This is a genomic window from Oryzihumus leptocrescens, from assembly GCF_006716205.1.
Classification (GTDB): Bacteria; Actinomycetota; Actinomycetes; order Actinomycetales; family Dermatophilaceae; genus Oryzihumus; species Oryzihumus leptocrescens.
Map to the genome: position 1 here is coordinate 53,903 of NZ_VFOQ01000002.1, position 19,359 is coordinate 73,261.

Sequence of the window (19,359 nt, forward strand, 5' to 3'; positions counted from 1 at the left end):
ACGCCCCCGCCCGAGGAGGAGCCCCACGTGACCGACCTGTCCGACCCGACGTGGTGGCGCTCGGCGGTGGTCTACCAGATCTACCCCCGCAGCTTCGCCGACAGCAACGCCGACGGGATCGGTGACCTGCCGGGAATCACCTCCCGCGTGGGCTACCTGCGCGAGCTGGGTGTCGACGCCGTGTGGCTCAGCCCGTTCTACCCCTCGGCGCTGGCCGACGGTGGGTACGACGTCGACGACTACCGAGACGTGGACCCGCGGCTGGGCACGCTCGCCGACTTCGATGCGATGGTGGAGGCGTTGCACGACAACGGGATCCGCGTGGTCGTCGACATCGTGCCAAACCACACCTCTGACCGGCACGCCTGGTTCCGCGAGGCGCTCGCGTCGCCGACGGGGTCGGCCGCGCGCCACCGCTACATCTTCCGTGACGGAAGGGGCCCCGGCGGCGACCTGCCGCCGAACGACTGGGAGTCCGGCTTCGGCGGTCCCGCGTGGGAGCGCACGCCGGACGGGCAGTGGTACTTCCACCACTTCGCCCGGGAGCAGCCCGACCTCAACTGGGACAACCCCGAGGTCCGCGCCGACTTCCGCACCACGCTGCGGTTCTGGGCCGACCGCGGGGTCGACGGCTTCCGGGTGGACGTGGCCCACGGGCTGGTCAAGGACATGAGCGAGCCGTTCGACGCGTGGGTCGACGTGGCGCAGATGCAGCGCGGCGACGGGTCGCACCCGCTGTGGGACCGGGACGGGGTGCACGAGGTCTACGCCTCGTGGCGGGCGGTGTTCGACGAGTACGACCCGCCCCGGTTCGCCGTCGCGGAGGCGAGCGTCCACCCCCGGCGGCGCGCGCGGTACGCCTCGGCGGAAGGGCTGGGCCAGGCGTTCAACTTCGAGATGCAGGAGGCGGACTGGCGGGTCGAGGACTACCGGCGCGTCATCGACTCCGGCCTGGCCGACATGCGCGAGAGCGGGTCGTCGACGACCTGGCTGCTCGGCTGCCACGACACCCCGCGGGTGGCCACGCGCTACGGCCTGCCGGTCGGGCCGGGCGAGCACGCCCAGCAGGTGGCGCGGCAGTGGCTGCTGCGCGACGGGGCCGAACCCGTGCTGGACCGGGCGCTGGGGGAGCGGCGCGCCCGAGCGGCGGCTCTGGTCCTGCTCGCCCTGCCCGGCTCGACCTACGTCTACCAGGGTGACGAGCTCGGGCTGCACGAGGTCGGGGACCTGCCCGCGGCCGCCCTGCAGGACCCGATGGCGTTCCGCTCCGGCGGCGCCGAGAAGGGCCGGGACGGCTGCCGGGTGCCGTTGCCGTGGACGGCCCAGGGCCCGTCCTTCGGGTTCGGTGGCAACGGCGCGCACCTGCCACAGCCCGCGTGGTTCGGCCGGTATGCCGTGCAGTCCCAGGACGCCGACCCCTCCTCGACGCTGGCGCTCTACCGGTCCGCGCTGGCGCTGCGCCGCAGGCTGGCCCGGGGTGAGGACCTGGTGTGGGTGGAGGACGAGCCGCACGTGCTGCATCTCGCTCGGCCCGGCGGGTGGCACTGCGTCACGGCGTTCGGCGACCCGGTGGCGCTGCCCGACGGGGAGGTGCTGCTCGCCAGCGCATCGCTGGAGCACGGTCGGCTGCCCGCCGACGCGACCGCCTGGGTCCGCGTGGGCTGACCGGATCGTTCCGGTGTTCGGCTGGATCAGGCCTCGCCGGCCCACGTCGGTCCCGGCACGCTGGTGCTCATGAACACCACCGCACTGATCGTCATCGACGTCCAGGAGTCCTTCCGCCAGCGCGAGGCCTGGAACCGCATCGACACCCCCGACATCGACGAGCGCATCGCGCGGCTCGTCGACCACGCGCGGGCCGCCGGCCAGGACGTCATCTGGGTCCTGCACGCCGAACCCGGCAGCGGCGGCGAGTTCGACCCCGAGCTCGGGCACGTGCGGCTGCTGCCCGGTCTCAAGCCCGAGCCGGGCGAGCCGACCGTCACCAAGACCAGCCACAACGCGTTCACCACGACCAACCTGGCCCAGCAGCTGGTGGAGCGGGGCACCCGCGAGGTCGTCATCACCGGCATCCGCACCGAGCAGTGCTGCGAGACGACCGCACGGGTGGCCAGTGACCTCGGCTACGAGGTGCGCTTCGTCCTCGACGCGACAGCCACCGACCCGCTGCCGCTGTGGGACGGCTCCGGCGAGCTGACCGCCGCCCAGGTCAAGGAGCGCACCGCCGCCGCCCTGCACGGCCGCTTCGCCGAGGTGGTCACGATCGAGCAGGTGCTGTCATCCTGACCGGATCATGAGCACCAACGCGCCGCGCACCGTCGTCTTCGTCCTCGTGCCAGGAGTGGAGCTCCTCGATGTCGCCGGTCCGGCGCAGGTCTTCTGCGAGGCGGGCGAGTACGGCGCGCACTACCGGCTCACCTATGTCGCGGACCAGCCGCTCGTGCCGAGCCACCAGGGCCTGGGCCTGTCCGCGGGCACCGCGTGGCCGGACCTGTCACCCCGCGACTACGTCGTGGTCCCGGGGTGGCACGTCCCGGACGACACTGGCGCCGGCCGGGCCCTGCCCGAGGCCGCCCGGGCCGGCGTGCTCGCCCACCACGCCGCCGGGGGGCAGGTCGTCAGCGTGTGTGCCGGGGCCTTCGCCCTCGCCGAGGCCGGCCTGCTCGACGGCCGCCGCGCCACCACGCACCACGAGATCCAGGACGAGCTCGCACGCTGCCACCCGCGGGTCGACGTGGTCCGCGACGTGCTGCACGTCAGCGACGGGCGCATCCACACCTCCGCGGGCATCGCCAGCGGGATCGACCTCGCGCTGCACCTGCTGGCCGTCGACCACGGTCCCGCCGTGGCCGCGCGCACCGCGCGAGCGCTCGTGGTCGCGGCCCGCCGCAACGGCACCGCGCCGCAGGAGAGCGCCATGCTGCGGCACCGGGACCACCTCGCCGACCTGGTGCACCGCGCCCAGGACGTCATCGACGACCGGTATGCCGAGTCGCTCCGGCTTCCCGTGCTGGCTGCGGACCTCGGGGTCAGCGAGCGCACGTTGACGCGGGCGTTCGTCGCGGCGACCGGGCTCACGCCGCTGCGCTACCAGCAGGCCCTGCGTCTGGAGCGGGCCGAGGCGCTGGCCGGTCAGGGGTGGACGCAGGAGTCGGTGGCCCGGGCCGTCGGCTTCAGCGACGCGCGGATGCTGCGCCGGCTGCGGGCGGCGTCCTGACGCCCGCCGGCACGGCGGGGGGACTCGATGAGGCTCGCTAGGTGAGTATCGGGATACTGCTAGAGAGTCATAGAGGTGGCGATCGAGGGGGCCGCGGCGCGCGGCGGCGACGCCATGGTGCAGGTCCGGTCGCGCCGAGCCCCTAGACTGGGGCCTGCGGTCCGCACAGTTCTGCCTCGGACCGCCCTTGACGTCGATCGCCAACGCGCCGCGACCTCCATGGTCTGCGCCGGGCAGAACGTCCCTTTGACTTTGCGGAGTAACCCTTTTGTCCACGCACACCTTCGCCGACCTCGGCGTGCCCACGTCCCTGACCCGCGTCCTCGCGGAGTCGGGCATCACGACCCCCACCCCCATCCAGGCGGCCACGCTGCCGGACTCCCTCGCCGGGCGCGACGTGCTCGGCCGCGGCCGCACCGGCTCGGGCAAGACCTACGGCTTCCTGCTGCCGCTGCTGACCCGCCTGTCGCAGAGCAACACCCGGCGCCAGCCGAAGAAGCCGCGCTCGCTCATCCTCGTGCCGACCCGTGAGCTGGCCACCCAGATCGAGGCGGCCATGGCCCCGCTGGCCCAGGCGCTCGGCCTCAAGACCCTCACCGTCTTCGGCGGCGTCGGCCCGAACCCGCAGATCAGCGGCCTGCGCGCCGGCGTCGACGTCCTCGTCGCCTGCCCCGGCCGGCTCGAGGACCACGTCGGCCAGGGCCACGCGGACCTGTCCGCCATCGAGATCACCGTGCTCGACGAGGCCGACCACATGGCCGACCTGGGCTTCCTGCCCGGCGTGCGCCGGCTCATGGACCGCACGCCCAAGCGCGGCCAGCGCCTGCTCTTCTCGGCCACCCTCGACGCCGGCGTCGACGTGCTGGTCAAGCGCTACCTGAACAACCCGGTGACGCACAGCGCCGACTCGGCCCAGTCGCCGGTCAACACCATGACCCACTACGTGCTGCACCTGCAGCCGGAGTCGCGCCTGCCGGTGCTGGTCGACCTGACTGCCGCGCCCGGCCGCACGGTGGTGTTCACCCGCACCAAGCACGGCGCCAAGAAGCTGGCCAAGCAGCTCAACGCCAGCGGCGTGCCCGCGGTCGAGCTGCACGGCAACCTGAGCCAGAACGCCCGCACCCGCAACATGGACGCGTTCCACTCCGGGTCCGCGCGCACCCTGGTCGCCACCGACATCGCGGCGCGAGGCATCCACGTCGACGACGTCAGCCTGGTCATCCACGCCGACCCGCCGACCGAGCACAAGGCCTACCTGCACCGCTCCGGTCGCACGGCCCGCGCCGGCGCCGAGGGCACCGTCGTGACCCTGATGACCGACGAGCAGGTCCGCGACGTGCGCGACCTGACCCGCAAGGCCGGGATCAAGCCCACCACGACCCGGATCGACGCCGAGCACCCGCTGCTGCGTGAGCTGGCGCCGGGCGAGCGGGTCTTCGTCGACAGCCCCACCCCCGTGGCCCCGGTCACCAACCCCGCTCCGCGGTCGGGCTCGGGTGCCCGCTCCGGCGGCGGTCGTGGCCGTGGCGGCCAGGGCTCCGGCGCGGCGCGCGGTGGCCAGGGCGGCTCCCGCTCCGGCCAGGGCGGTGGGTCACGCGGTGGCGCGGCCCGCGGTGGCGGCAACGGCGGTGGCTCGGGTCGCTCGGGTGCGCCCAAGCGCGGCAACGGCACCGGCGGCGCCGGCCGCTCCGGCGGTGCGCCGAAGCGTGCCGGCGGCGGCAGCACCGTGGCCTGGAGCAGCTCCTCCACGGGAAGCGCCGCGGCCTTCTCGGCCGGCACCCGCGTCGGCCGGCGCTGACCGTCCTGGCGTGACGCCGTCCGCCCGCTGCTTCAGCGGGCGGGCGGGCGCTCGGCCTGCAGCTGGCGCTCGGTGTCGGTGAAGCCGACCGCGCGGTAGACCCGGATCGCGAGGTAGTCCGGGTCGGCCACCATCACGAGGGTGTGGGCGTCGAGCTCGTCGAACCCGTAGCGGCTGACGTGGTGCACGAGGGTCCCGGCCAGGCCCCGGCCGCGGAAGTCGGGATGGGTCTCCACCGACTGGAACCGCGCCAGCCCCGGGCTCGCGGCATACAGGCCCATCTGCGCGACCAGGCGACCGTCGACGAACGCGCCGAACCACCCGCCGTGGCCCTTCTCGACGAGGGCGCGGTTGGTGGCGGCCTTCGCCTCGGCGAAGTGGTGGAAGTAGCCCGGGTCGATGTCCTGGTCGTTGCAGGCCACGCGCAGGTCAACGCTCGCCTTCCAGTCCTCGTCCGAGGTCAGCTGCCGGTAGGTCGCCTCGTCGTTGGGGCGGGGAGGCTCGTGGACGCTGGTCGCGGTCATCACGGTCTGGGCCTCGGCCGAGAGGCCGGCCGCGGTGAAGCCGGCCAGGTCCTCGACCGTGCCCGTCGTGCCGTCGAAGCCGATCGCGATGTGCTCGGCCTCGGGGAACCGCGCGTGGAACCGGTCGACCCACAGCTCCGACTGCTGCTGGGGCGGGACGCCGTACAACAGCAGGAAGTTGCCCCACCAGTGCCCCGGGTTGTGCGGGCTGCGGACGACCAGGTGGTCCCCGTGGTCCTCCACCTCGGTGCCGCCGAGGCGCAGCAGGGCGAGGTCCGTGCGGTAGCCGAGCGAGGTGATCTCCACCCGAGCGAGCCTAGGGCTGCGGTGCCCCCGCGAACATCCGCATAACTGCGTCCCGGGGCACGTCGGCCAGGCCGGCGTGCGTCCACCGCGGGTCGTGGTCGCGGTCGACGAGCACGGCGCGCACCCCCTCGACGAAGTCGGAGCCGGCCAGGAACGCCCGCCCCAGCGCCAGGTCCTGGGCGAACACCTGCTCCGGGGTGGCCAGCCGTGCCGCGCGCCGGACCGCCTCCAGCGTCACCGCGGCCGACAGCGGCGACCGGGAGGCGATGACCTCCGCCGCCGCCCGAGCGGCCGGGGACCCGTGCCCGCGCAGCCGGTCGAGGATGACCGCCGCGTCGTCGCCGGCGTAGCACTCGTCGATCCAGTCGCGCTCCGCGCCGAGCGTCGGCGCCGGGACGCGGTCGTCGTCCAGCTCCCGTGGTTCGGGCACCCGGCCGTCAGCCAGCTCACGCACCAGGGCGGGCAGCCGGCGGCTCTCGACGACCACGTCGGCCAGGCCGGCGTAGACGGCGTCCGGGCCGCCGACCGTCACGCCCGTGATCGCCAGGTGCGTGCCGACCTCACCGGGGGCGCGGGCGAGGAGGTAGAGCATGCCCACGTCGGGGAAGAAGCCGATCGCCGTCTCCGGCATCGCCACCCGGGACCGCTCGGTGACCACGCGCAGCGACCCCCACGCCGAGAGCCCGAGGCCGCCACCCATGACGATGCCGTCCATCAGGGCGACAAAAGGCTTGGGAAACCTCGCGATCGCGGCGTCGAGGGCGTACTCCCGCGCCCAGAACCGGGCCGGGTCGTCCTCGCCGGACAGGATCGCCGAGCGCAGCGCCCGCACGTCACCGCCGGCGCACAGCCCGCGCTCGCCGGCGCCCTCCAGCGCCACCGCGGTCACCGCGTCGTCGGCGGCCCAGCGCTCCAGCTGCGCCTGCATCGAGGCGACCATGGCGTCGGTGAGCGCGTTGATGGCCCGCGGCCGGTTGAGCCGGATGCGGCCCAGCGACCCCTGCCGGGCGAACAGGACCTCGTCGGTCGCCACCGCGCCGGGCCGGAACTCCACGTCGGTCTCCACGCTCATGCCGGCGATCCTCGCACGGGGGTCAGCCGCGGGCCTCCAGGGAGAGGAGGTACTCCTTGGCGGCCAGCCCACCGGCATACCCGGTCAGGGCACCCGAGGAGGCGACGACCCGGTGGCAGGGGAGGACGACGCACAGCGGGTTCGCGCCGAGGGCCGCGCCGACGGCGCGGGAGGCGCTGGGCCGGTCGATGCGCCGGGCCAGGTCCCCGTATGTCGTGCGCTCGCCGTAGCGGACGACCTCGCCGAGGCGGCCGAGCACGGTGCGCTGGAACGGCGTGGCCAGGGCCAGGTCGACGGGAAGGTCGAACGCGTGCCGCTGCCCGGACAGGTAGGCCTCCAGCTCGCGCCGGGCCTCATCCAGGGCACGGGGCTGGCGCAGCACCCGCGGGGAGATGGTCCGGGAGAGCCGCTCCAGCCAGTCGTCCTCGGAGCCGCGGGGGCCGAGGAACGCCGAGGCGACCATGGCGCCGGAAGCGTTGCGGGCCAACAGCATCCGGCCGATGACGGTGTCCTCGACGACGTAGGACACGTCCGACTCGGGCAGCACCGGCGGGGTCAGCCCGGACGGCTCGAAGGCGGCCAGGCCGGTCTCGAGGTCGTGGCTCATGCGATCACCTTCCTGAGGTTCGCCAGCCCGTCGCTGACCAGGCGCCGGCTCATCGTCGGCGTCGTGTCCAGGGCCCGGGCGATGGCGGGGTGGTCCAGGTCGGCCACGTACTTGAGGACGACCGCGTGACGCTGACGTTCCGGCAGCCGGGCGACCTGGGCCCAGAGCGCCTCGTCGGGCCGGTCCGCGTCGGCGGCCGCCGCGCGGGCGCCCGTCGCGTCCGCGACCGCCGCGACGTCCTCGGCGGGGACCGCACGACGGGCGCGCCCGCGGTGGGCGTCCATCGCGCAGCGCGAGGTGATCGTCAGCAGCCAGCCGCGCAGGTTGGCCGACGAGCGCAGCCCGGGGTAGGCCGCGAGCGCCTGGGTCCACGCCTGCTGGGCCACGTCGTCACCGTCGACCGGTCCGGCCAGGGCATGCGCCAGCCGCGCGACGTCACGCCAGTGGGCGTCGACGAGGTGCTGGAAGGGAGGCAGCGTCACGGTCATCCAACGGTGGGGCGGCAGACCGTGTGAGCCTAGTGCGCCGGCAGGCTGCCCGGCCGGGCTGTCGCCTCAGGCCACGACGTGCGCCCCCGGGATGACCAGGCCCCGGACCTCGAACTCGGTGGCGACGGGCGGCGGCCCGGCGTGCTCCGGGTCCATGGCGGTCATCATCGGCACCATCAGCTCGGTGGTGAACCGGTCGTAGGCCTCCCGGGACTCCCACACCTCGACCACACGGAAGCCCGACCCGGTCGCGTGGCCGACGTGCAGGACCAGGCCCTCGCTGGCCCGGGGCCCCTGCGCCATCAGGTGGGCGTGGATCTGGTCGTAGACCTCCACCGGCGCGGCGACGTCGAGCATGATCCCGAACGGCATGGCGGTCCTCCCTCCTCCAGCGGGAGCCGACGAGGACGGGGTCCCGACCCTCGGCGTCCCGACCGTCCCTGCCTACACCCGGCCGCCCCGGGGGGCCTCATGCATCAGGCACTGGCCTCACCCCGCCCGAACACGACCCTGACATCGAGGTGACCGTGCCGGGACCGCGCGCTGGCTACAGTGCGGCTGTGCCGACCGACGCCCCCGCCCGCGGCCTGGTCGTGGTCGTCGAGGACGAGCCGGCCATCGCCGAGGTGATCCGGATGAACCTCGCCCGAGCGGGCTACGGGGTGCACGTCGAGCGCGACGGTGACGCGGGGCTGTCCGCGGTCCGCACCCTGCGCCCGGCCGCGGTCATCCTCGACGTCGGCCTGCCCGGCCTGGACGGCATCGAGGTGTGCCGCCGGCTGCGCGCCGCGGAGGACTGGGTGCCGGTCCTGTTCGTCACCGCCCGCGACGACGAGGTCGACCGCATCGTGGGGCTGGAGCTCGGCGCCGACGACTACGTCACCAAGCCGTTCTCGCCGCGGGAGCTGGTCGCCCGCGTGGGCACCGTGCTGCGCCGGGCACGGGGTCCGCTGGCCGGCCCCGCGCCGCTGTCGCTGGGCCGGGTGCGCCTGGACCTCGCCGACCACCGCTGCTTCGTCGACGACACCGAGGTGGCGCTCACCGCCACCGAGTTCGACCTGCTCGCCCACCTCATGCGCCGGCCGGGAAGGGTGCTCTCGCGGGAGCAGCTGATCAGCGAGGTGTGGGGCTACAGCGCCCTGGCCGGAAACCGCACCGTGGACGTCCACGTCGCCCAGGTGCGCGCCAAGCTCGGCGACGCCAGCCCGATCCGCACCGTGCGCGGGGTCGGCTACGGCGTCGAGGCGGCGGCCGGGTGAGCCGCTCCCGCGGCAGCCTGGCCCGGCAGATCTCCCTGCTGGCCGTGGCCGTCGCCGTCGTCACCGCCGTGGTCGCCGGCGCCCTGGCCGTCGGGCTCGCCCGCCAGTCCAACGAGCTCGCCGCCCGCGGCGTCCTGGCCCGTCTCGCCGACGCCGCGGACACCGCCGCCGACACCGGCGTCACCGCGCAGGCCGGGCAGGTGCGCGCCCGCCGGACCCTGTCCGCGCTGCACGTCGAGTTCGCCACCGTGAGCCGGGCCGGCCGGGTGGTCGGCACCTCCCGGCTGGCCGGCGACGCGCTCACTCCCCAGGACGTCAGCCGGTTGCTGGCCGGGGGGAGCGTGTCCGCGCGCCGGCTCGTGGACGGCATACCGGTGCTGCTGGAGGCGCGCAGCACCCCCGCCGGGGGCATCGCGCTGGTCCAGCCGCGCGGCGCCGCGCTCGCGGCGGGTGAGCAGGCGATCCGGCGCACCGTGCTCGCGCTGGTCGTGGCCGCGGCGGCGGGGATCGCGCTCAGCGTCCTGCTGGCCCGGCGCCTGGCCCGCCCGCTGCGCCGCACCGCCGACGCCGCGCACCAGCTCGCCGGCGGCCGCCGCGACGTCGTGGTCGCAGCCGAGGGGCCGGCCGAGGTCGCCGAGGTGGCCGACGCGGTCACCACCCTGGCCCGCGCGCTCTCGCGCTCGGAGGCGCGGCAGCGGGAGTTCCTCCTGTCCGTCTCGCACGAGCTGCGCACGCCCCTCACCGCCATCACCGGGTATGCCGAGTCGCTGGCCGAGGGGGTCGTCCCATCGGAGGAGGCGCCCCGGGTCGGGGCCGTGATGCTCGGGGAGTCCGAACGGCTCGGGCGGCTGGTCCACGACCTGCTCGACCTGGCCCGCCTGGGTGCCGAGCAGTTCCGGGTCGAGCTGGTGCCGGCGGACCTGACCGCGATGGCCCGTGACGCGGCCGGTGTGTGGGACGCGCGGTGCGCCGCCGCGGGGGTGCGCTTCGCTGCCGAGCTGCCCGCCGGCCCGGTGGTCGCCGTCACCGACGCCGCCCGGGTGCGACAGGTCCTCGACGGCCTGCTGGAGAACGCCCTGCGGGTCACCCCCGCCGGGGCGCCGATCGTGCTGGCGGTGCGCCCCGAGCCCGGCCCCCACGGTGGCGTCGTCGTCGCCGAGGTGCGTGACGGCGGGCCAGGGCTGGCGCCGGACGACCTGCCGGTGGCGTTCGAGCCGTCGGCCCTCTACGACCGCTACCGCGGGGTGCGCCAGGTCGGCACCGGCCTGGGCCTGGCGATCGTGCACGGGCTGGTGACCCGCCTCGGCGGGAGCGTGGAGGCCGGGCACGCGCCCGAGGGCGGTGCCCGGTTCACCGTCCGGCTGCCCGCGCCTGGGCACGGGTGACGGCGGGGCCCCTCGGCCCCGCCGCCGGTCCCGCTCAGCTGTCGGCGCCCGCCGCAGCCTTGCCGGTGCCGCCGTCGACCACGGCGGTGGCGGTCAGCGACCCGGTCCCCGTGCCGATGACCAGGGCCTTGTCGCCGGTGTGCACCTGGCCGATCGAGGACGCGGTGCCCTTGTCCCGCCCCGAACCGAGCGGGTGGGAGCGGACCACTGTGTCCTTGCCGACCGCGAAGGTCTGGCTCAGCCCGTCCTGCGCCTTGACCGTGATGGAGGTCGGCGAGACAGCGGTGACGTCGCCCCGGATCGCGTGGTGGGTGACGTAGCCGGTGCCGCCCTTCCCTGCGCGGGTGACCCACTCGGCGTGGAGGGTTCGTAGCAGGGCGAGGCGCACCCGCCGGCCGTCCTTGCCCGCGGGCAGTGCGCCGGCCGAGTCCGCGGCCGACGACGCCGGCGACACGGTGCTGCTGGCCGGGGCCGGGCCGGACTGCGAGGAGGCCAGCGCAGCGCTGCCGCCGCCGAGGATGAGGGCCGCGGCGCCGGCCACGACGACTGCCTTGGTGATCATGGGTGCTCCCGATGTCAGAGGGGTCCTGCGGTCGGGTCCCACGCTGCCGCAGCCAGGTTCGGCCCCAGGCAAGGGAATGTCAGGATCGTGTTCGGGCTCTCAGCGCCACGGGCTGCCCCCGCGGTGCCAGGTGCGGCAGCATGCCGTCGCATGGACGCCACCCCGCAGCCCACAGGTCCCCTCGCCGGTCTCAAGGTCGTCGAGATGGCCGGCATCGGGCCGGCCCCGTTCGTGGCCATGGTGCTGGCCGACCTCGGCGCCGACGTCATCCGGGTGGACCGCCCCGGCGGGCCCGGCCTGCAGGTGACGGCACCGGCATACGACGTCCTCAACCGGGGCCGCCGCAACGTCTGCCTCGACCTCAAGCGGCCCGAGGCGCGCGAGGCCGTGCTGCAGCTGGTCGACCGGGCGGACGTGCTGCTCGAGGGCTTCCGTCCCGGGGTGATGGAACGGCTCGGCCTCGGGCCGCAGGAGTGCACCGCCCGCAACGAGCGGCTCGTCTATGCCCGGATGACCGGGTGGGGGCAGGACGGCCCGCTGGCGCAGCGCGCCGGCCACGACATCGCCTACATCGCCCTCACCGGCGCCCTGCACGCCACCGGCCGGGCCGGCGGGCCGCCCCAGGTGCCGGCCAACCTGCTCGGGGACTTCGGCGGCGGCGCGATGACCTGCCTGGTCGGGATCCTCGCCGCGCTGCACGAGCGGACCCGCAGCGGGCTGGGCCAGACCGTCGACGCCGCGATCGTCGACGGCACCGCGCTGCTCACGGCCCAGCTCCAGGGCCTGGTCGGCGCCGGGGTGTGGGAGCCCAGCCGCGGGGTGAACCTGCTCGACACCGGCGCGCCGTTCTACGACGTCTACGAGACCGCCGACGGCGAGCACATGGCGGTGGGTGCGCTGGAGCCCCGGTTCTACGCCGCGCTGCTGGAGGGGCTGGAGCTCGACCCGGCGCAGGTCCCCGACCGGAACGACCCGGCGCTGTGGCCGCGCCTGCGCACCACCCTCGCGGCCACCTTCGCCGGCCGCACCCAGGCCGAGTGGGTGGAGGCGTTCGCCGACTCCGACGCCTGCGTCGCGCCGGTCGTGCCGCTGCACCGCGCCCCGCAGCATCCGCACCTTGCCGCCCGAGCGGCATACACGCAGGTGGACGGGGTGACCCAGCCCGCGCCGGCGCCGCGCTTCGGGCGCACCCCGGGGGCGGTCGGCCGGGGCCCGGCGGCGACCGGGCAGCACACCCGAGAGGCGCTGGGCGACTGGGGCGTCGCCGACGTCGACGCGCTGATCGACACGGGGGTAGCCGTGCAGGCCTGAGCCCCGGATGTCACGATGGCTTCGTGCTTCCCGAGGTCGCGCCGACGGCTGTCCGCAAACCCCTGGTCATCGCCCACCGCGGCGCCAGCAAGGCCGAACCGGAGCACACGCTCAAGGCCTACAAGCGCGCCATCGCCGAGGGGGCCGACGCGCTCGAGTGCGACGTCCGCCTGACCGCCGACTCCCACCTCGTGTGCGTGCACGACCGGCGGGTCAACCGCACCTCCAACGGCAGCGGGCTGGTCTCCACCCTGGAGCTGGCCAAGCTCGAGGGGCTGGACTGGGGCTCCTGGCACGAGCTGCACGGCACCGACGACGAGCTGCCGGACCGCGACCGCAACCGGATCCTCACCCTGCGCTCGCTGCTGCGCACCGTCCTCGAGGCCGACCGCGAGGTCGGCCTCGCCATCGAGACCAAGCACCCCACCCGGTATGCCGGGCTGGTCGAGCGGGAGCTCGCGCGGGTGCTCACCGAGATGGGGCTGCACCGGGCCCATGTGCCCGGCCGCCCGCACGTGCGGGTCATGTCGTTCTCGCAGCTGGCCTGCCAGCGGATGCGCCAGCTGTGCCCCGAGCTCGACCTCGTCTACCTCATCGAGGGCTCGGTCCCGCTGCGGTTCCGGGACGGCTCGCTGCCCAAGGGCGTCCGGATCGCGGGGCTGGACATCAAGCTGGTGCGCCGCTGGCCGCAGACCGTCGCCCGGCAGCAGCGCCGCGGGCACCAGGTCTACGTCTGGACGGTGGACACCGCCGAGGACGTGGACCTGTGCCTCGAGCTCGGCGTCGACGCGATCATCACCAACCGCCCGCACTTCGTCCTCGACCACACCCGGGACACGCACTAGCCTGTGACCAAGAGCCGGGTGGGCAGCTTCGCGAGGACGGAGACGTGATGGGGGCGGCAGGGGGCGGTACTGCTTCTGACCCGGCGACTGCAGCACTGGCGCAGGGCCAGCAGGCTCCGCTGGTGGACGACTTCGGCGGCGAGGTGGGGGTCGGTCAGACCCGCACCATCCGCGTGCCGTGGGACGCGGCGTCGGTGACCAAGGTCCGGCGGGCCGTCGTGACCGACCTGCGCGCCCGCGGTGTCGGCTCCGAGGTGGTCGACGAAGCCGAGATCGTGGTGTCCGAGCTGGTCGCCAACGCGCTGCGGCACGCCAAGCCGCTCGGCGACGGCGCAGTCCGGGTGCACTGGAAGGTCAAGGACCCGGTGGTCGAGGTCGAGGTGACCGACGGCGGCGGGCCGACCAGCCCGCGCCCGGCGCCGCCCTCGGTCTGGGGCCAGGCCGGTCGCGGCCTGCGCATCGTGCGCAGCCTCGCCCACGAGTGGGGCGTGCAGGACGAGCGCTCCGGCTGCACGGTGTGGGTCGCCCTCGGCGGTCCGTCGCGGCGCCGCACCGGCTGAGCCACCCGCCCACTAGGGTTGGCGACCATGGGCAAGGCTTCCCGACGCAGTCGTCAGTCCGCATCCGGCCAGCGCGCCGCGACCCCCGCACCGGCACCCTTCGTGTCGCGCCCCTTCGAGGGCCTGACCGGGGAGACCGACTGGGTGGCGCTGCGCGAGATCCTGCCCGCGGCCACCGCCACGGTGCGGGTCACCGGCGACGCGGTCCCCGAGGGGGCTGCCGGCACCGCCACGATCGCCACCGTCCTGCCGCTGGCCTGGCCGGGCCTGCACCGCACCGACGGGCAGGTGCTCGTGGCCACCCAGTCCGGCAGCAGCACCGGCGACGCCAGCCGTGACCTGGCCCAGGTGCTGCTCGCGACGCTGGCCGCCGAGCCCGGTTCCCCGGTGACCTCCACCCCGCAGGCGACCGCCGAGACCCCGCGGCTGCAGGACGTGCTCGACCCGTCCGCGCCGTTCGAGGTGACGGTGCACGAGGGCTTCGACTTCTGGGTCGAGGACGTCACCGACCTCGACGAGGAGGGCCGCGCCAGCCTCGAGCGCGCCAACGCCGTGGCCGTGCCGACCCGGCCGCTGTCCGGCGTGACCTCGGCCTACTGGTGCCGCATCGGTGAGCGCACCCACCTGCGCTGGGTGCTGCCGCAGGACGAGGACCGCGCCACGGACGCGCTGGCCCGGCTGCACGCCGCCCACGACAGCGGCCTGGGCGAGGGCACCCGCCTGCTCGGGGCGTTCCGCGCGTGCGGCCTGCTCGTGCCCGTGTGGGACCTGGACCCGACCCGCGAGGCGGCCGACTACGAGGACGAGGCGGCGGCCTGGCTCAAGCGCTACGACCAGGCGCTGGCAGCGACCGAGCCGCTGACTGCCGAGGAGCGCCGGGCCCGCTCCGGCCTGCTCAGCCGCCAGGTCACCCTGCGCTGAGGCAGCCGGTGACCACACCCACCCCGCAGCCGTCCCCCGTCGCGGTCGCGGCCGTCATCCCCGCCAAGGACGAGGCCGAGCGGATCGCCGCGACCATCGCGGCGGTGCGGGCGATCCCCGGTGTCGACCTCGTCGTGGTCGTCGACGACGGCAGCGCCGACGCCACCGCCGACATCGCGCGCGAGGCGGGGGCGGCCGTGGAGCGCCACCCGCGCAACCGCGGCAAGGCGGCCGCCATGACCACCGGTGCCGCGCGGGTGGCCCGGGAAGACTCCGGGGCCGCACGGCCGCTGTTGTTCGTCGACGCCGACCTCGAGGCCAGCGCCGCGAACCTGGGGGTCCTCGTGTCTCCCGTCGCTGGCGGCGAGGTGGACATGACCATCGCGATCCTGCCCCCGCAGAAGCAGGCCGGCGGGGGGCGCGGCTTCGTGGTCCGCCTGGCGCGCAAGGGGATCCACGGCCTGACCGGCTGGCAGGCCACCCAGCCGCTGTCCGGCATGCGGTGCCTGTCCCGGACCGCCTTCGACGCGGCCACCCCGCTGGCCCGCGGCTGGGGTGTCGAGGTCGGGCTGACCGTCGACGTCCTCGCCCGTGGCCTGCGGGTGCGCGAGGTGCCCTGCGAGCTGCACCACCGGGTCAGCGGCCGCGACTGGAGGGGGCAGCTGCACCGGGCCCGGCAGTATCGCGACGTGTGGCTCGCGCTCGCCGCCCGCCGGTTGCGCCGTGCCCGCCCCTGAGCAGCAGCTGACCGCCACCCGGGGCCAGCAGCTGCTGCTGCTCGCCTCGGGCACCGGCCTGCTGCTCGTCGGCGTCGCCGGCCCCTCTGCGGCGCGCCCCGGGCTCGGGCCGCGCGGCTGGGCGCCGGGGGAGCTGCCGCTGCACCTGACCTCGGCGACGGTCACCGCGACCCTGTGGGCGGCATACCTGCTCGGCGCCCTGGCGGTCGCGCTCGGGCTGTGGCGGCGCACCGCGCCGCGGCTGGGCTGGCCGCTGGTGCTGGGGCTGGGCGGCCTCGCGCTGCTCACGGCGCCGTTCGGCTCGGCCGACCACACGAACTACGCCGCCTACGGCCGGATCGCCGCCCAGGGCGGCGACGCCTACCTGGTGCCGCCGGTGACGTGGGCCGGTGGCCATGACCCGGTCACCAGCGCGGTCGAGCCGCCGTGGACGCACACGCCGAGCATCTACGGCCCCGCCGCCACCGCCCTGCAGGCCCTGGCCTCGCTCGTCGGCGGCGCCAACCTGCGCCAGACGGTCTGGGTGTGGCAGGTCCTCGTGGTGCTGTCCTGGCTGGCCGTGCGCTGGCTGCTGCTGCGGGCCGGCACCGGGCCGCGCTGGCAGGGGCGGGTCGACCTGCTGTGGACGGCGAACCCGGTGGTGTTCGGCGTGGTCGTGCTCGGCGCCCACGTCGACGTCATCGCCACGGCCCTGGCCCTGGCGGCGGTGGTGCTCGCGGCCCGGCACCCCGGCCTCGCCGGGCTCGTGCTCGGGCTGTCCGTGAGCACCAAGGTCACCGACGCCGTCGTGGGCCTGGCGCTGCTGTGGTCCTGGCGGGCGCTGGGTCGCGCCGAGCTGGTCCGCCGGGCGCTGCTGACGTTCGCCGGGTTCGTGGTGGTCGCCGCGCCGCTGCACGTGTGGGCCGGGCCGCACGTGTTCTCCCAGCTGGAGAAGGCGCGCCGGTCGGTGTCCTTCGCCACGCCGTGGCGCCCGGTGCTGGAGTGGCTGACCGGTCCGCTGGGTGGGGGCGCCGCCCGGACCGTCGTCACGACCGCGGCCGTCGTGGCGGTCGTCGCGCTGGTGCTGCTGCTCGCCGTGCTCGCCCGCGCGGCGGGGCCGGCGCCGGGGGCTGCCGACGCGATGACCACCTCGGCCCTGCTGGCGACGCTGGTGACCGGCACGGCATACGTCCTGGGCGCGCCGTACTCGCTGCCGTGGTACGACGCCCTGACCTGGGCGACGCTGCCGGCGCTCGCCGCCAGCGCGCTCGACGGGATCCTGCTGGCGCGCCTGCTCGTGCTCGTACTGGCCTACGTGCCGGGGCGGGTCGTGGCCATGTCGCCCGCGGTCGAGTCGTTCAGCCTCGGCGTGAGGAGGAACCTCGCCCCGTACGCCGGGATCCTCGTGTGGCTTCTCCTTGCTGGCGCCGCTGTGCGCGCGTGGCGTAGGGGGGCGGGTCGGCCTGGTCGACCGGGGCGGCCACCGGGCCCGCGGCCTCCGGGGCCGGCGTCGCCACCGCCACCGCAGCAGCCGGTGCGCCAGGGCTGACCGGGCTGCGTCGTCCGCCCCGGCGGCTGCTGCGGCGGGTGCCGCGCTCGTCGTCCTCGAGCGCCTGCACGCTCACCGCGATCACCAGCGGGATGGCCAGGGTCGCCGACACGGCGGGGATCGCGGTGCCGGAGTCGTTCATGGCGAAGCCGATCACCAGCGTGATGAGCAGCGCGATCAGGCCGGGGCGCAGGAGCGGTGCCCGCTCGTAGGAGCGCTGCAGCGCCCGCGACCCCCACGAGGTCGGCCGGGCGAGGATGTAGACCATGAACACCAGCCCGACCGGGACCAGCAGCGTGAGGCTGCTGCCGGTGAGGATGCTGAAGTTCTGCTGCGCCTTGCGCATCACGATGTCGGTCGCGCCGCCGTCGATCGCGGTCTGCACGAACCGGCCCAGGTGCGAGCGGGAGTCCGGCGGGCGCAGCCAGTCCAGGAAGCCGATGACGACGAGGAACAGGGCGGTGCCGCCGACGACCATGGCAGCCTTGCGCCAGGTGAGCTTGATGCCCAGGACCGCGAGAATCAGGTAGGCCAGTCCCGGCAGCAGCGCCGGCGGTCCGCCGAAGTCGCTGCCCCAGGAGGGCGACCCGTCGACCACGACGCCGAACAGCCCGACCACGCCGACGCCGATGGCGGCCACCACCGGGCTGTGTTTGCGGCTCAGCCGGTCGGCGACAGCGACGGCCAGCAGCAACGTCGCCGTCGCGAAGAGCGCGAACGTCACGTTGCCCATGCCGTAGAACCGGCCACCCACGACCGGCTGGAGCCCCATGAGGGACGACAGCTGCAGCCGGGAGCCGGTCATGACGTCGGCGGCCAGCACGGCCATGGTGACCACCGAGATGACCACGAGCGGGCCGAAGAGCGAGCGGCTCCACGGCCCGCTCATCGCCACGGCCGAGATCAGCGCCACGAAGACGCCGACCGAGGCGACCACCGCCACCATCGGCCACGGGAAGCGCCACCACGGGAAGAGGTTGGCCAGGAACGTCGAGACGGGCACGGTCGCCGCGACGAGGGCCACCCGGCGCACCACGCGCAGCAGCTGCAGGCGCGTCTGCTCCGAGCCCCACCGCCGTCGCCACACCACAGCCACGAACAGGTAGATCGCCAGCTGGGAGTAGACCAGCCCGGTGAAGAACGGCGGCACCAGCGAGTGCACCTCGTGGGAGGCCAGGTCGTAGTCGACGAAGCCCTGCAGGCGTTGGTGCGCGGAGTCCTCTGAGTTGTTCTCCGCCGGCTCGTTGCGCAGCGGCGCGCCACCGAGGGCGCTCGGGATCGGGGCGCCGATGTGGCTGAGCACGGTGGGGGCGATGTCGGGGAGCTGAGCCAGGCCCGGCTGCCGGGTGGAGGAGGAGTACAGCGTGCCCGCGCCGAAGTGCGGACCCTTGGCCGCGATCAGCCGCAGCCGCTCGGTCTGCCCGGCGTCGGCGAGGCTGACCAGCATGAGGTCGGCACCGGCCGGCGCCTGCTGGACCACCTGCTGGATCCGGTTGTCGATCTGGCGCGCCTGCTGGGCGCGGCTGTCCCGGGGGACCGGCTTCTCGGCCGGGTCGACGTCGGCCGGGTCGCGCACGACGCCGACGTCGACGAAGGTCAGCGGGCAGGCGACCAGGGCGCTGGTGAGCTGGCCACCGAACGGGGCGTAGTGGGCGACGGTCCCGTTGGAGCGTGCCGCGGCGAGAGCGGCGCCGGGGCCGACCGCCTGCACGCAGCTGCCGCCGCCGGCCGCCTGGTCGCCGAGCAGGCCGAGGTGGGCGTCGAAGTTCGCGTCGGACGCCGCCTTGAGCCAGGTGTCCCAGTGCGGCACCTTGCCGTCCCCGCCCGGCCCCTGGTCGATCGTCCGGCACGGCGGCTTGCTGTTGCTGCCCTGGTCGACGTCCCCGGCCCGCTCGCCGGCGCCGAGCGTCAGCCAGCCGTCCACCGGGCAGGTGTTGGTGTGCACCGAGCGCACGGTGAGGGAGGCGGCGCCGCCGTCGCGCAGGAACGACCACATCGCCGGGGTGTCCGTCCGCGACACGTCGCTCCACGTCAGGCCGCCGGTGCCGATCACGATGATCGGGCCGGTCGCCGAGCCCTCTGCGGGCGAGCTCGAGGTGGCCCGCGCCTCGGCGGAGGCGCTGGCCGGGGACCCCGACGCGATGAACCGACCGGCGAGCGCGCCGAGCACCATCAGGACCGCGAGCACGGCGATGAGGGGACGTCGGGTCACGAGGACAGGCTACGGCCCCTCGCCGGG

18 protein-coding genes and 1 pseudogene are annotated in these 19,359 nt (G+C 75.1%); 12 read left to right on the forward strand and 7 right to left on the reverse strand.

The window, feature by feature from the left end:
- Window positions 1-27: 27 nt before the first annotated feature.
- From FB474_RS17260 to FB474_RS17275, 4 genes are all read left to right on the forward strand, one after another.
- Window positions 28-1,665: a glycoside hydrolase family 13 protein gene (locus FB474_RS17260; protein WP_221632658.1), complete on the forward strand. Its 1,638-nt coding sequence runs from the start codon at window positions 28-30 to the stop codon at window positions 1,663-1,665.
- Between the two features lie 69 nt (window positions 1,666-1,734).
- Window positions 1,735-2,286, forward strand: coding sequence for a cysteine hydrolase family protein (locus FB474_RS17265; RefSeq protein ID WP_141790115.1), 552 nt, complete (start codon window positions 1,735-1,737; stop codon window positions 2,284-2,286).
- A 7-nt stretch (window positions 2,287-2,293) separates the two neighbouring features.
- Window positions 2,294-3,217: a GlxA family transcriptional regulator gene (locus FB474_RS17270; RefSeq protein ID WP_141790116.1), complete on the forward strand. Its 924-nt coding sequence runs from the start codon at window positions 2,294-2,296 to the stop codon at window positions 3,215-3,217.
- A gap of 268 nt (window positions 3,218-3,485) precedes the next feature.
- The gene (locus FB474_RS17275; protein WP_141790117.1) at window positions 3,486-5,015 is read left to right on the forward strand and encodes a DEAD/DEAH box helicase; all 1,530 of its coding nucleotides are present in this window, start codon (window positions 3,486-3,488) and stop codon (window positions 5,013-5,015) included.
- Window positions 5,016-5,047: 32 nt separating this feature from the next.
- On the opposite strand, the gene FB474_RS17280 is transcribed toward FB474_RS17275, so the two are convergent.
- The 5 genes from FB474_RS17280 to FB474_RS17300 all read right to left on the reverse strand — a co-directional run bounded on the left by FB474_RS17280 (window position 5,048) and on the right by FB474_RS17300 (window position 8,384).
- Window positions 5,048-5,845 carry a GNAT family N-acetyltransferase gene (locus FB474_RS17280; protein WP_141790118.1) on the reverse strand — a complete coding sequence of 266 codons (798 nt, stop codon included), beginning with the start codon at window positions 5,843-5,845 and terminating at the stop codon, window positions 5,048-5,050.
- Between the two features lie 10 nt (window positions 5,846-5,855).
- Window positions 5,856-6,917 (reverse strand): enoyl-CoA hydratase/isomerase family protein, encoded by a 1,062-nt coding sequence (locus FB474_RS17285; protein ID WP_141790119.1) that lies wholly within the window; start codon window positions 6,915-6,917, stop codon window positions 5,856-5,858.
- A gap of 22 nt (window positions 6,918-6,939) precedes the next feature.
- Complete coding sequence (locus FB474_RS17290) at window positions 6,940-7,524, reverse strand: methylated-DNA--[protein]-cysteine S-methyltransferase (protein WP_246092586.1); 585 nt, start codon at window positions 7,522-7,524, stop codon at window positions 6,940-6,942.
- A complete protein-coding gene (locus tag FB474_RS17295; RefSeq protein ID WP_141790120.1) occupies window positions 7,521-8,012 on the reverse strand; it encodes an RNA polymerase sigma factor in 492 nt (163 codons plus the stop codon). The genes FB474_RS17290 and FB474_RS17295 overlap by 4 nt, the downstream gene beginning before the upstream one ends.
- A gap of 66 nt (window positions 8,013-8,078) precedes the next feature.
- Window positions 8,079-8,384: a hypothetical protein gene (locus FB474_RS17300; RefSeq protein WP_141790121.1), complete on the reverse strand. Its 306-nt coding sequence runs from the start codon at window positions 8,382-8,384 to the stop codon at window positions 8,079-8,081.
- A gap of 188 nt (window positions 8,385-8,572) precedes the next feature.
- On the opposite strand from FB474_RS17300, the gene FB474_RS17305 reads away from it, so the two are divergent.
- Both FB474_RS17305 and FB474_RS17310 read left to right on the forward strand, forming a co-directional pair.
- Window positions 8,573-9,271, forward strand: a complete 699-nt coding sequence (locus FB474_RS17305; protein WP_141790122.1) for a response regulator transcription factor — start codon at window positions 8,573-8,575, stop codon at window positions 9,269-9,271.
- On the forward strand, window positions 9,268-10,656 hold the full coding sequence (locus tag FB474_RS17310; protein WP_141790123.1) for a sensor histidine kinase: 1,389 nt from the start codon (window positions 9,268-9,270) through the stop codon (window positions 10,654-10,656). Before FB474_RS17305 ends, FB474_RS17310 begins: the two co-directional genes overlap by 4 nt.
- Window positions 10,657-10,690: 34 nt before the next feature.
- On the opposite strand, the gene FB474_RS17315 is transcribed toward FB474_RS17310, so the two are convergent.
- Entirely contained in the window at window positions 10,691-11,218 is a 528-nt protein-coding gene (locus tag FB474_RS17315) for a hypothetical protein (protein ID WP_141790124.1), read from the reverse strand.
- A gap of 150 nt (window positions 11,219-11,368) precedes the next feature.
- Between FB474_RS17315 and FB474_RS17320 the strand changes: the two genes are divergently transcribed.
- The 6 genes and pseudogenes from FB474_RS17320 to FB474_RS21535 all read left to right on the forward strand — a co-directional run.
- Window positions 11,369-12,529 (forward strand): CaiB/BaiF CoA transferase family protein, encoded by a 1,161-nt coding sequence (locus FB474_RS17320; RefSeq protein ID WP_141790125.1) that lies wholly within the window; start codon window positions 11,369-11,371, stop codon window positions 12,527-12,529.
- A 23-nt stretch (window positions 12,530-12,552) separates the two neighbouring features.
- Window positions 12,553-13,374 (forward strand): glycerophosphodiester phosphodiesterase family protein, encoded by an 822-nt coding sequence (locus FB474_RS17325; RefSeq protein ID WP_141790126.1) that lies wholly within the window; start codon window positions 12,553-12,555, stop codon window positions 13,372-13,374.
- A gap of 122 nt (window positions 13,375-13,496) precedes the next feature.
- Window positions 13,497-13,934: an ATP-binding protein gene (locus FB474_RS17330; RefSeq protein ID WP_246092587.1), complete on the forward strand. Its 438-nt coding sequence runs from the start codon at window positions 13,497-13,499 to the stop codon at window positions 13,932-13,934.
- Between the two features lie 27 nt (window positions 13,935-13,961).
- Entirely contained in the window at window positions 13,962-14,855 is an 894-nt protein-coding gene (locus FB474_RS17335; RefSeq protein WP_141790128.1) for a DUF5926 family protein, read from the forward strand.
- 8 nt (window positions 14,856-14,863) lie between these two features.
- The gene (locus FB474_RS17340; RefSeq protein ID WP_141790129.1) at window positions 14,864-15,592 is read left to right on the forward strand and encodes a glycosyltransferase; all 729 of its coding nucleotides are present in this window, start codon (window positions 14,864-14,866) and stop codon (window positions 15,590-15,592) included.
- Between the two features lie 256 nt (window positions 15,593-15,848).
- Window positions 15,849-16,736, forward strand: a pseudogene (locus FB474_RS21535) (MptA/MptB family glycosyltransferase); the annotation flags it as partial.
- A gap of 193 nt (window positions 16,737-16,929) precedes the next feature.
- On the opposite strand, the gene FB474_RS21540 reads toward FB474_RS21535, so the two are convergent.
- Window positions 16,930-19,332, reverse strand: a complete 2,403-nt coding sequence (locus FB474_RS21540; protein WP_425465319.1) for a hypothetical protein — start codon at window positions 19,330-19,332, stop codon at window positions 16,930-16,932.
- Window positions 19,333-19,359: the final 27 nt, after the last annotated feature.